General features: G+C 69.7%; 14 protein-coding genes. 9 read left to right on the forward strand and 5 right to left on the reverse strand.

Annotated elements, in window-relative coordinates:
* Positions 1 to 14 precede the first annotated feature (14 nt).
* Entirely contained in the window at positions 15 to 329 is a 315-nt protein-coding gene (locus H521_RS0107610; protein ID WP_245560951.1) for a DUF1905 domain-containing protein, read from the reverse strand.
* Positions 330 to 579: 250 nt separating this feature from the next.
* Between H521_RS0107610 and H521_RS0107615 the strand changes: the two genes are divergently transcribed.
* From H521_RS0107615 to H521_RS0107630, 4 genes are all read left to right on the forward strand, one after another.
* Positions 580 to 1,743 carry a Re/Si-specific NAD(P)(+) transhydrogenase subunit alpha gene (locus H521_RS0107615; protein ID WP_022892433.1) on the forward strand — a complete coding sequence of 388 codons (1,164 nt, stop codon included), beginning with the start codon at positions 580 to 582 and terminating at the stop codon, positions 1,741 to 1,743.
* The gene (locus H521_RS0107620; protein ID WP_022892434.1) at positions 1,743 to 2,033 is read left to right on the forward strand and encodes an NAD(P) transhydrogenase subunit alpha part 2; all 291 of its coding nucleotides are present in this window, start codon (positions 1,743 to 1,745) and stop codon (positions 2,031 to 2,033) included. Before H521_RS0107615 ends, H521_RS0107620 begins: the two co-directional genes overlap by 1 nt.
* Positions 2,030 to 3,403, forward strand: coding sequence for an NAD(P)(+) transhydrogenase (Re/Si-specific) subunit beta (locus H521_RS0107625; protein ID WP_022892435.1), 1,374 nt, complete (start codon positions 2,030 to 2,032; stop codon positions 3,401 to 3,403). The genes H521_RS0107620 and H521_RS0107625 overlap by 4 nt, the downstream gene beginning before the upstream one ends.
* A gap of 157 nt (positions 3,404 to 3,560) precedes the next feature.
* Positions 3,561 to 4,235 carry a hypothetical protein gene (locus H521_RS0107630; RefSeq protein ID WP_022892436.1) on the forward strand — a complete coding sequence of 225 codons (675 nt, stop codon included), beginning with the start codon at positions 3,561 to 3,563 and terminating at the stop codon, positions 4,233 to 4,235.
* A 105-nt stretch (positions 4,236 to 4,340) separates the two neighbouring features.
* Here the strand turns inward: H521_RS0107630 and H521_RS0107635 are convergent, their stop codons facing one another.
* Positions 4,341 to 5,366, reverse strand: coding sequence for a helix-turn-helix transcriptional regulator (locus H521_RS0107635; protein ID WP_022892437.1), 1,026 nt, complete (start codon positions 5,364 to 5,366; stop codon positions 4,341 to 4,343).
* A 106-nt stretch (positions 5,367 to 5,472) separates the two neighbouring features.
* On the opposite strand from H521_RS0107635, the gene H521_RS0107640 reads away from it, so the two are divergent.
* A complete protein-coding gene (locus H521_RS0107640; RefSeq protein WP_026482041.1) occupies positions 5,473 to 5,898 on the forward strand; it encodes a VOC family protein in 426 nt (141 codons plus the stop codon).
* Between the two features lie 56 nt (positions 5,899 to 5,954).
* Here H521_RS0107640 and H521_RS0107645 read toward each other — a convergent pair whose 3' ends face one another.
* Positions 5,955 to 6,368, reverse strand: a complete 414-nt coding sequence (locus tag H521_RS0107645; RefSeq protein WP_026482042.1) for a VOC family protein — start codon at positions 6,366 to 6,368, stop codon at positions 5,955 to 5,957.
* A gap of 115 nt (positions 6,369 to 6,483) precedes the next feature.
* Here H521_RS0107645 and H521_RS22115 point away from each other — a divergent pair, with 115 nt between their 5' ends.
* The 3 genes from H521_RS22115 to H521_RS22120 are packed head-to-tail and all read left to right on the forward strand — an operon-like array spanning position 6,484 to position 8,379.
* Positions 6,484 to 7,476, forward strand: coding sequence for a helix-turn-helix transcriptional regulator (locus tag H521_RS22115; RefSeq protein WP_022892440.1), 993 nt, complete (start codon positions 6,484 to 6,486; stop codon positions 7,474 to 7,476).
* A 37-nt stretch (positions 7,477 to 7,513) separates the two neighbouring features.
* Complete coding sequence (locus H521_RS0107655; protein WP_022892441.1) at positions 7,514 to 8,101, forward strand: HdeD family acid-resistance protein; 588 nt, start codon at positions 7,514 to 7,516, stop codon at positions 8,099 to 8,101.
* The gene (locus H521_RS22120) at positions 8,098 to 8,379 is read left to right on the forward strand and encodes a hypothetical protein (protein ID WP_022892442.1); all 282 of its coding nucleotides are present in this window, start codon (positions 8,098 to 8,100) and stop codon (positions 8,377 to 8,379) included. Before H521_RS0107655 ends, H521_RS22120 begins: the two co-directional genes overlap by 4 nt.
* A 125-nt stretch (positions 8,380 to 8,504) precedes the next feature.
* On the opposite strand, the gene purB is transcribed toward H521_RS22120, so the two are convergent.
* Both purB and H521_RS0107670 read right to left on the reverse strand, forming a co-directional pair.
* Positions 8,505 to 9,887 carry an adenylosuccinate lyase gene (gene purB / locus H521_RS0107665; protein ID WP_022892443.1) on the reverse strand — a complete coding sequence of 461 codons (1,383 nt, stop codon included), beginning with the start codon at positions 9,885 to 9,887 and terminating at the stop codon, positions 8,505 to 8,507.
* Positions 9,884 to 10,411 (reverse strand): low molecular weight protein-tyrosine-phosphatase, encoded by a 528-nt coding sequence (locus H521_RS0107670; protein WP_022892444.1) that lies wholly within the window; start codon positions 10,409 to 10,411, stop codon positions 9,884 to 9,886. Before H521_RS0107670 ends, purB begins: the two co-directional genes overlap by 4 nt.
* On the opposite strand from H521_RS0107670, the gene H521_RS0107675 reads away from it, so the two are divergent.
* Positions 10,410 to 11,411, forward strand: coding sequence for an aminoglycoside phosphotransferase family protein (locus H521_RS0107675; RefSeq protein WP_084512062.1), 1,002 nt, complete (start codon positions 10,410 to 10,412; stop codon positions 11,409 to 11,411). The genes H521_RS0107670 and H521_RS0107675 overlap by 2 nt on opposite strands.
* Positions 11,412 to 11,430 lie beyond the last annotated feature (19 nt).

Genomic DNA, 11,430 nt, shown 5'->3' on the forward strand with positions numbered 1-11,430 from the left:
GGCCCGGGCGGGGTTCAGCCGCGGCGTTCCGTGAGGTGCACCCGCACCGTCTCGCCCGCGTGCTTGCCGATGACGCTGCGCACCTCGGCGGTCATCGCGAGCTTGTGGCGCCCATCGCCGAGCGCCATGAACGATCCGCTGAACGGCACGTCGTCGACGGTGCCCGAAACCTTCACGAGCCCGCGCGTGCCGAAGAACTCGGCCGCTTCGGGCCAGATCACGTAGGTCCAGCCGCCCTTGGCCGGGCTCTGCTCGAGCACCGCGTCGAACGTGACGTCGAGTGGACCGACGGCCGCGGGGGTCGGCGCTGCACTGGTCATGGTGTTCATCATTCCTCCTTGTTGCGATGGCTACCAGTGGGTCGAAGCCGGCGACGCGATCTCGACACGATCCGGGCACGATTCCCCGATCGCTTTCGCGCCACGAAAGAACCGCCGAAGTTCGCGCGGGAATCGCGCGGAATCATGGAGCGGATGCCGCCGTGCCACGTACGCTGAACGACACGTGCAGCAGCGCCGCGGCACCGGGATCACTCCTCGTCGCCGGCACCGCTGCACTCCCGTGTCAGAAGGAGGCTTCGTGCAAGTCGGTATCCCGAAAGAGCGGCGCGACGGCGAGCGCAGAGTGGCGGCGACGCCCGAGACGGTGCGGCAGTTGTCGGCCCTCGGCCTGCAGCTCGCCATCGAGCGCGGTGCCGGCGAGGCATCCGGTCATGGCGACTCGCACTACGCCGAAGCCGGCGCCGAGCTCGTCGACGAGCTCGACCTCGGCGCGATCGACGTGCTGCTGCACGTGCGGCCCCTCGCGGTCGAGACGGTCGCTGCGCTGCGCGGCGGCACGATCACCGTCGGGCTCGCGTCGCCCGCAAGCGAACTCGAGACGGTTCGCGCGCTGCGCGACGCACGCATCAAGTCGTTCGCCCTCGAGCTCGTGCCGCGCATCTCGCGGGCGCAGTCGATGGACGCTCTCACGAGCCAGGCGCTCGTGGCCGGCTACCGCTGCGTGCTCGAGGCGGCGATGCGGCTGCCGCGGTTCTTCCCGCTCTACATGACGGCGGCCGGCACGATTCCGCCGGCCAAGGTCGTGGTGCTCGGTGCCGGGGTCGCCGGCCTGCAGGCGATCGGCACGGCGAAACGGCTGGGTGCGCGGGTGTCGGCGAACGACGTGCGCGCCGCGTCGGCCGATGAGGTCGCCTCGATGGGCGGCACGTTCATCAACCTCGAGCTCGACACCGCCGCGGATGCCGCGGGGGGCTACGCCAAGGAGCTCGGCGAAGACCGCGCTGCCACCCAGCGTCGCCTGCTGGCGCCGTACATCGCCGACGCCGACGTGCTCATCACGACGGCGGCGATTCCGGGCCGGCCGGCGCCGCGGCTCGTCACGAACGAGATGGTCGCGGCGATGCGGCCGGGTTCGGTCGTCGTCGACCTCGCTGCCGAGTCGGGCGGCAACGTCGAGGGCTCGGTCGCGGGCACGGATGTCGCCGTGCCGACTGCCGGCGGCGACGGCACGGTGACCATCGTCGGCATGAAGGATGCCGCGTCGACGATGCCGGCCGACGCGTCGCGGCTCTACGCGAAGAACGTCGCGAACCTCGTCGAGCTCATGACGCACGACGGCCGCGTCGAGCCCGACTTCGACGACGAGGTCGTCGCGGGAGCGTGCCTGACCTTCGCGGGCGACGTGCGGCACGCGCCGACGGCGGAGCTGCTCGGTACCACCAATCAGGAAGGAGAGCGCTGATGGATGGCATGGCGCTGCTCACGATCACCGTACTGTCGGTGTTCGTGGGGTTCGAGGTGGTCTCGAAGGTCTCGAGCACGCTGCACACCCCGCTGATGTCGGGCGCCAACGCGATCCACGGCATCATCCTGGTGGGCGCGATCATCGTCGCCGGCCAGGCCTCCGACGGCTGGACGCTCACGCTCGCACTGCTGGCCGTGCTGCTCGCGACGATGAATCTCGTCGGCGGCTTCGTCGTCACCGACCGCATGCTCGAGATGTTCCGTGGCCGTAAGGGGGCGGGTCGATGAGCCTTCTCTCCCCCACCTGGACGGCGCTGCTGTACCTGATCGCCGCGATCTGCTTCGTGCTCGCCCTCAAGGGCCTCAGCTCGCCCAAGTCCGCTCGCCGCGGCAACCTCATCGGTGCGGCCGGCGCCCTCGTGGCGGTCGTGACCGTGTTCCTCTCGATGAAGCTCGACAACATCCCGTGGATCCTCGCGGCCATCGCGGTCGGCTCGGCCGTCGCGGCACCGATCGCGCGGCGGGTGCAGATGACGCAGATGCCGCAGCTCGTCGCCCTCTTCAACGGCGTCGGCGGTGGCGCCGCGGCGCTCGTCGCGCTGCTCGAGCTGCCGCACACGGATGACCCGTGGGTGCGTCTCGCGATCGTCTTCACCCTGCTCGTGGGCGCTGTCTCGTTCGCGGGATCGCTCGTGACGTTCGCGAAGCTGCAGGAACTCATGACGACCAGGCCAGTGGTCTTCCCCGGTCTGCCGATCGTCATGAGCGCCTCAGTGCTGGTCGCCGTCGCGGCATCCGTCGCCATCATCTTCACCGGCGCCGGATGGCTCGCCGTCGTGCTGCTCGTATTCGGCCTGCTCACAGGTGTGCTGCTCGTGCTGCCGGTCGGCGGCGCCGACGTGCCGATCGTGATCTCGCTGCTCAACGCCTTCACGGGTCTCGCGGTCGCGGCGTCGGGCTTCGTGCTCGGCAACGTGCTGCTCATCATCGCCGGCACGCTCGTCGGCGCCTCGGGCACGATCCTCACCCGGGCGATGGCCTCGGCGATGGGTCGCAGTGTCACGGGCATCCTCTTCGGAGCGTTCAAGGGCGGCTCGACGGCGGGTTCCACCGTGGCATCCGACCGTCCGGTGCGTTCGTCGAGCGCCGAGGATGTCGCGGTGCTCCTCGGCTACGCGCAGAAGGTCGTCATCGTGCCGGGCTACGGGCTCGCCGTGGCGCAGGGCCAGCACACGGTCGCCGAGTTGCAGGGCGAGCTCGAGTCGCGCGGCATCGAGGTCGTCTTCGGCATCCACCCGGTCGCCGGCCGCATGCCGGGGCACATGAACGTGCTGCTCGCCGAGGCGAACGTGCCCTACGAGTCGCTCAAGGAGATGGGCGAGGTGAACCCCGAGTTCAAGACGGCGGATGTCGTGCTCGTCGTCGGTGCGAACGACGTCGTGAACCCGGCTGCGAAGACGACGCCGGGCTCGCCGATCTACGGCATGCCGATTCTCGAGGTCGATTCCGCGCGCCAGGTCGTGTTCCTCAAGCGCTCCATGCGCCCGGGCTTCGCGGGCATCGAGAACGAGCTGCTGTTCGAGCCGCAGACCACGCTGCTCTTCGGCGACGCGAAGGAGTCGCTCGGCAAGGTGCTCGCGGCGGTGAAGGCGCTGTAGCGCACGCTACTCGGCTGCCGTGGCGGGCGGCCCAGTGCTGGTTGAACATGACGCACAGGGTGCGGGCCTTGTGACATGTTTCCCGACGGTCGAATGACGAAGCGCATCGTGATCATCCGGCGAGGGGTGGCATTCGACTGGGCTCTATGCTTCGCTCATGTCCGCTCGTCACGCCCGAGATCTGGGCCTTCAGACCGCATTGCAGATGCGCCTCAGAGTGTTGCCGGCCGTGTTCGCGCTAGTCGTCGGTGGAGCGGCGTCGTGGCTTGTCGGGGGCGGTCTGTTCGGTTTGTTCCTGACGGTTCTCGGCACATTGCTCGTCCTTCGGTTCTCGCTCCTCGTTGCCGCCCGCCGTGGTGAGCGGGCGGTGACGGATCGGACGCGGCGACTTATCGCGGGGCAGCCCGATCATGTGGTGTTCTCGGCTCGTGGAGACGTCACCGCCGTCGGAGAGATCCTGCGCTTCCGGTCGAGCGAGACCGTGTTGGAGTTGGATGGACGGTGGACGGTGGAGGCGACGCCATCGGTGCTCAGGATCTGGTGCGGAGTGCTCGAGGACGCCGTGGCCGTTGAATGGCCCTGGAATGCGATCCGCACCATCAACCTGGCACGTGACGGGAGACCGGCTTCGAAGGCTGGGCGACTTCAGCCCGTTCTATCGCTGGGCGTGAAGCAGGGTGAGCGAGCGGCGACTGTGGGCTTGACGGTCGTCCGAACCGGTTCCTGGCAGGGTGCGGCGGCACCGTTCGAGCGGTGGATTGAAGTACGCGACGGACTTCGAGAGCTCCGGAACCGCGCTCGCGCTCGGGAGGATCAGAGCGCCAGCACCTGAACGTCGGTTGGATCGGTACCCCAACCGATGTGAAAGAGGTCAAATGGCCATCGCAGCCGCTCCCGCTCGTGGGCTTCGGCATCTGGGCGATCGTGTCGGGCCTCATCAACGGGGCGCTGTCGCTGGGCGACGCCGGTCATGAGGCCGGGTGGGAAGTGCCGTCGAGGCAAAGCGGTCGGCGAGCCGCCCGAACGCCTGTTGCAGCTCGGACGGGCCAACGACCTCGATGTCGGTGTCGAATCGGCCGAGCGAAGCAGCGAGCGACACCCACGACCATGAGCCGGACTCGAGACTGCATCGATCGGCGCCGAGGTCCAGCACCGTCCCGTCGCCGGCGAAGGGCAGCACGGCGCTCGCCGGCAGGTTCAGGACGACCGTGCCGACGCACGGCCACGCGTTGGTGTGTTCCGAACCCTTGAACCTCGCCGAGACGAAGTCGTGAACGCTGCCGCCCGGTACCTCGCGAGCAGTGAACCGGGGCCCGGTCGGCGTTCGCGGGGTGATGCGGTCGGCACGGAAAATTCGCCACGCGTGCTGTTCGAGCTCCCAGGCGACGAGGTACCACCGGCTCTCGAAGGTCACGATGTGGTGCGGTTCCACCCGGCGGGCCGGTCGTGGTGCGGAGCTCTCGGGCTGCGGGTGCCGACGCGCGTAGTCGAATCGCAGCACCTCGCGGGCGCGGATGGCGGTGGACAACGCGACGAGCACGTCGGGTGACGCCGATTCATCGCCGGATGCCGGCCGGTTGGGGATGGCCGTGAACTCGAGCGCGTCGAGGCGGTGACGCAGCCGAGACGGCATCACCTGACGCACCGTCGTCAGCGCGCGGACCGCAGCCTCCTCAATGCCGGCGCCGGCCGCGGTGGCGGCCTGGAGGGCGACCGCGAGTGCGATCGCCTGGTCGTCATCGAAGAGCAATGGGGGGAGTTCGGTGCCGGCATCGAGGCGGTACCCGCCATCGGGCCCCTTCGTCGACTGGATGCGGTACCCCATCTCGCGGAGACGGTCGACATCGCGGCGCACGGTGCGGTGGCTGACCTCCAGACGACCGGCGAGGATCTGCCCGGGCCAATCCCGTCGGGTCTGCAGCAATGACAGCAACAACAGGAGTCGCGATGTCGTGCTGGTCATGTCTTCGAGACTAGTTCGAGTAGAGGACCGAAGCTGTCCTCTACCGCTGCGAGAGTCGTTGGTGGCCGGAGTTCCCGGCACTTCACCGATCAGAAGGAGCGGCCCCATGACCGTCACCACCACCCCTCACCTGAACTTCCGTGGCGACGCCCGAGCGGCGCTCGAGTTCTATCACTCGGTCTTCGGCGGCCGGCTCGTCGTCATCAGCAACGAAGACGCCCACAGCGTCGAGACTCCCGAGGAGGCTCAGCAGGTCAAGTTCGGGCAGGTCGCCGGCGAGAACGGCTTCCAGATCATGGCGTACGACGTGCCGGCGAGCGGCTCCTACCACCAGGGCGACAACTCGTTCTTCGTCTCCGTGCGAGGCGACTCGACCGCGGAGATCACCGCGCTCTGGAGCAGGCTCGCCGAGGGATCCACGATCATCGCCGGCCTCGCGCCATCGGCCTTCTCGCCCGCCTACGGCATGCTGAAAGACGCTTTCGGAGTTGTCTGGGTGCTCGACGTCGCGGTTGCCTACGAACCCGCGTGACAAGCCGGCTGCGGGCGCGCCGGTGCGCGCCCGCAGCAGCAGGTCGGCGCGAGCGCCTATCCGTCAGTCGGAGTCGCGCCTGCCTCACGTGGGTGGGCATCGGCCCAGTGCTGGTTGAACATGACGCCGAGGATGTTGCCGAACGGGTCGACGACCGAGGCCGTGACGAAGCCGGGCCCGTGCTCGGTCGGCGGCTGGTACGACGTGCCGCCGAGGCCGAGCAGCCGTTCGTAGGCGGCCGGCAGGTCGTCGACGTGCCAGTGGATGACCTCGCCCGCGGGGCCCTCGGGCACCGGCGGGCGATAGCGCGCGTCGATGAGGCCGAGCTCGTCTTCGTCGTCGCCGACGCGGAACTCGATGTACCCGGGAACCCGGTAGTAGGGCTCGATGCCGAGCACTTCGGAGTACCAGGCGGCCGCCGCCTCGAGGTCGGCGGCGTAGTAGCTGACGGTGGCGAATCCCCTGAGCATGAGTGGTTTCCCTTCGTTCTGCATCTGAGTGATGCATCCGTGTTCGAGCTGATGAATACAGTCTGGAACGCAGAAGTGCTCACCTCTTGACTACTTTTCCGACGAGAATGAGAACATGCGTGCAGATCGTCTCGTGGCCGTGCTGCTCACCCTGCAGGCGCGGGGCCGAGTGACCGCCGCGCAGCTCGCCGAAGAGCTCGAGGTCTCGGTCGCCACCGCTCGGCGCGATCTCGAGGCGCTCTCGACCGCCGGCATCCCCGTGTACCCGCAGGCGGGTCGCGGCGGCGGATGGCAATTGCTCGGCGGCGCCCGCACCGACCTCAGCGGCTTGTCGGCGGGCGAGGCGCGTGCCCTGTTCCTGCTGGTCGGGCCCGCGGCATCCGTCGACCCCGAAGCGAAGGCGGCGTTGCGCAAGCTCGTGCGCGCGCTGCCCGAGACGTTCCGCAGCAACGCCGAGGCCGCGGCCGAAGCGGTCGTCATCGACGCCGGCGAATGGGGTCGGCCGGCGGCCGCCCGGCCCGAACTCCTGCCCGTGCTCGAGTCGGCGATCGTCGATCGCGTGCGCCTGCGCATCGACTACGCCGCCTGGAACCGCGAGCCCGTCGAACGCATCGTCGACTCCTGGGGGCTCGTGCAGAAGCAGGAGCACTGGTACCTGCTCGGCACCGTCGACGGAGCCGAGCGCACGTACCGCGTCGACCGCATGCGCAACGCCGTGCGCACCGGCGAGGCGGCCGACCGGCCCGTCGACCTCGACCTCGCCGAGGTGTGGGAGCGGGTGACCGCGGCGGTCGATCGACAACGGGCAAGTGCGAGCGCCACGATCTTCGTGGAATCCGGCATCGTGCCGCTGCTGCAGACGCAATTCGGGCAGCGTGCCGTCGAGCAGGTCCAGCTCGACCCCGGGCGGTCCCGCGTGCGGGTGACCGCGCCGACGGCGACGATGATCGCACGGGGCCTGGCCGGCTGGGCCGAGTACGTCGAAGTCGTCGAGCCCGAGTCGCTCCGGCACGAACTGCATCGCCTCGGTGAGGCGCTCGTCGCGCGCAATGTGCCGAGCGCTTCGGGGGATGCTCCCCCGGCCTCCGCACAGGTGCCGCCCGCGTAGAATGGATCGGTACCCCAACCGATGTGAAAGAGGTCAAGTGGCCATCGCAGCCGCTCCCGAGCGTGCCCGGTACTGGGTCGTCCCGGTCGTCCGAGGCATCCTGGCCCTCGCACCGGCCGCCGTCATCACGTTCTCGCAGAACCACTCCCCCGAGTTCGGGCTCGTGGTCTTCGGCATCTGGGCGATCGTGTCGGGCCTCATCACCGGAGCGCTGTCGCTGCGGCTGACGTCGGAGCGCGGCATCCGCTCGCTCTTCGTGATCGCCGCAGTGGTCTCCGTCGCCGCCGGTCTGCTCGCTGTGAGCGTGCCGGGTGGCCTGCCGTTCCTGCTCTACCTCGTGAGCGTGTGGGCGGCCATCACCGGCATCGTCGAGCTGTTCGCGGGCCTGCGCGCCCGAGGCCGCACCCCGGCCGCGCGCGACTGGATCGCCGCCGGCGCCTTCACCGCGATGCTCGCGCTCGTCTTCCTCGTGTTCCCGCTCGACGCCGTCACCGCGGTCGGCCTGCTCGGCGGCTACCTCGTCATCCTCGGCGTCTACCTCGTGATCGGCGGGTTCTCGCTGAAGTGGGCCACCAGCCCAGCGGATGCCGCGCCCGACGCATCCGGAACGGAGCAGACCTCGTGAGCCAGAACCCCGACCCGTACAAACCGAGCCGGCGCGAGGTGCTGCGCCCCGCCGAGTACGTCGGCGGCGCCGCCATCGCGGCGATCTTCACCGGCCTCGTCGTGCTCATCACGGCGCGCGAGCCGATGCTCGCCCTGATCGTGGCGGGCATCGCGTTCATCGTGGTGCTCGTGGTGCTCGCGCTGCTCTCGATGGCGGTCAAGCCGAACGCCGCAGAGACGGCCGAGATCGACGGCGACGAGCCGCCGCCGGCTCCGCCAGCTTCGCCCGGCCACTGACCCGCAACGTCGGTCGGCGAGCAAGAGACCACACGCCGGTCGAGTAGCGAGCGCCAGCGAGCGTATCGAGACCTCGCACGGGGTCTCGATACGGCCGCGGGTGGCCTACTCGACCGGCGGATGCCTCAGCCGAGGCGCTCGACGAGCTGTGACGCGATGCCCGTGTACGACTGCGGCGTGAGGGCGAGCAGGCGCTGCTTCGCGTCGTCGCCGATCTCGAGCGACTCGACGAACTCGGCGAGCTCTCTCGCGCCGACGCGCTTGCCGCGCGTGAGCTCCTTGAGCATGGCGTAGGGGTCGGCGATCGTCGAACGCCCGGCGACGACCTCGGCGCGGATCACCGTCTGGATCGCCTCGCCGAGCACCTCCCAGTTGCCGTCGAGGTCGGCCGCGAGCACCACGAGGTCGAGGTCGATCTCGCCGAGGCCGCGCTGGATGTTGTCGAGGGCGAGCATCGAGTGCCCGAAGCCGACGCCGATGTTGCGCTGCGCGCTCGAGTCGGTGAGGTCGCGCTGCATGCGACTCGTCACGAGGGTCGCGGCGAGCGAGTCGAGCAGGGCCGAGGAGAGCTCGAGGTTCGCCTCGGCGTTCTCGAAGCGGATCGGGTTGACCTTGTGTGGCATCGTCGACGAGCCGGTGGCCCCCGGCGCGGGGATCTGGCGGAAGATGCCGAGCGAGATGTAGGTCCAGATGTCAGTCGCGAGGTTGTGCAGCACGCGGTTGGCGTGCGAGATCTTGCCGTAGAGCTCGGCCTGCCAGTCGTGCGACTCGATCTGCGTGGTGAGCGGGTTCCAGGTGAGGCCGAGCGACTCGACGAACTCCTGAGAGACCGAAGGCCACGCGACATCCGGAGCCGCGACGACGTGCGCCGAGAACGTGCCGGTCGCCCCAGAGAACTTGCCGAGGTACTCGGTCGCCTCGATCTGCCGCTCGATGCGGCGGAGGCGGTAGGCGAAGACTGCAAGTTCCTTGCCCATGGTCGACGGGGTCGCGGGCTGGCCGTGCGTGCGCGAAAGCATCGAGGCGTCGCGGTGCTCGCGGGCGAGCGCCTCGATGGTCTCGATGACCGCCCGGTACTTCGGCAGCCACACGTCGCGCACGGCGTCGCGCACGGTGATGGCGTAGGAGAGGTTGTTGATGTCTTCGCTCGTGCACGCGAAGTGGGTGAGCTCAGAGATCGCGTCGAGCCCGAGGTCGGTGAGGCGGCGGCGCACGTAGTACTCCACGGCCTTGACGTCGTGACGCGTCGTGGCCTCGAGGCCGGCGAGCTCGTCGATGTCGGACTGCCCGAAGTCGGTCACGACCTGGCGGAGCGACGCCTGCTGGTGCTCGGAGAGCGCCGCGGTGCCGAAGAAGCCGCGGTCGGTCTGGGCGATCAGCCACTCGACCTCGACGTGCACGCGCGCCCGGTTGAGGCCTGCCTCTGAGAGGTGCTCGCCGAGCTCGCCGACCGCCGAGCGGTAGCGACCGTCGAGGGGGCTGAGCGGCTGGGGAGGCAGCGAAGTCATCGGATTCCTTGTCTGAGTGCTGGTGCGAGTTGCCGGAAGAGCGCCGACGTCGACCGTTCAATCATCTCAAGGACTCGATCGAACATCACCGCGTCGGAGTAGTAGGGGTCGGGAACGTCGTGCAGCGCGGGAGTTTCGGGCTCGAACTCGAGCAGCAGGCGCACCTTCTGCTGCTCGGCCGGGTTCGGCGCCCAGTTGCGCAGGATGCGGGCCTGGCCGCGGTCGAAGGCCACCACGAGGTCGAGTCGCGGAAAGTCGGCGGCGTCGAACTGCCGGGCTCGGTGGTGGTGCCCGTCGTAGCCGGCGCGGGCGAGCGCGTCGATCGTGCGCGGGTCGGCGGGCTCGCCGACGTGCCAGTCGCCGGTCGCGGCCGATTCGATCGCCAGCTGCCCGGTGAGCCCGGCACGGTCGGCGTGCGCGCGCAGCACGACCTCGGCCATCGGTGAGCGGCAGATGTTGCCGGTGCACACGAAGGAAACTCGGAACGGTTGCGCGGCGTCCCCAGCGGAATCCGCTCGCGTCATGGGTTCCATTGTGGACGAGTTCGCCGCCACGCACAGCAGCCAGTTCGGGGGCGATACGCTGGCGAACCGCCGTGCGATCGCGCGTGCCGGACCGGCGGCGAGAGGGAGTGACGATTTGGATGCCCCTGAGCCCGACATTCGCGTCGACGAAGCGCTCGCCGCGGCGCTCGTGGCGGCGCAGCATCCCGATCTCACCGGCCCGATCTCTCGCCTCGCCAACGGCTGGGACAACGTGATGTTCCGCCTCGGCGACCGTCACGTGGTGCGGCTGCCCCGTCGTTCGATCGCGGCCGGCCTCGTGCTGCACGAGCAGCGGTGGCTGCCCGGCATCGCCGAGCGAGTGCACGCGCCGGTACCCGCTCCTGTGCGCATCGGCCGACCGGCGCCCGAGCTCGGCTTCGACTTCCCGTGGAGCATCCTGCCGTGGTTCGACGGCGACTCGGCCGCCGACTCGAGCCCGGCCGCGCGGGCTGCGGCGGCACCCGCGCTCGCCGCGTTCGTGACTGAGCTCGGCGTGCCGGCGCCGCTCGACGCCCCGGTCAACGAGTATCGCGGCGTGCCGCTCGCGACGCGAGACGCCGCCGTTCAGGCCAGGTTCGAGCGCGGGCTCCCGGGCGGCGAGGCCCTGCGCGCGGTGTGGCAGCGCGCACTCGCAGCGCCGGCCTGGTCGGGGCCACCGGTGTGGCTGCACGGCGACCTGCACCCGGCGAACCTCGTGCTCGACGCATCCGCTGGGCTCAGTGCCGTGATCGACTTCGGTGATGTCTGCGCGGGCGACCCCGCGTGCGACCTGGCGACGGCATGGGTCACCTTCGATGGCGCAGCACGCGCCGTCTTCAGGGCCGAGGTCGACGAACGACGGGCGACGGATGCCGCGATGTGGGACCGCGCCCGCGGCTGGGCGCTCGTGCTCGGCAGCGCGATCGTCGACACGATCGGCACCGAGGGGCGGCTGGGCGCGGTCGGCGTGCACGCGCTTCGCGAGGTGCTGGTCGACTGAGGGCGCGGGTGACGCACGC

It is taken from the genome of Agromyces subbeticus DSM 16689 (assembly GCF_000421565.1).
In the GTDB taxonomy this organism is placed as follows: domain Bacteria; phylum Actinomycetota; class Actinomycetes; order Actinomycetales; family Microbacteriaceae; genus Agromyces; species Agromyces subbeticus.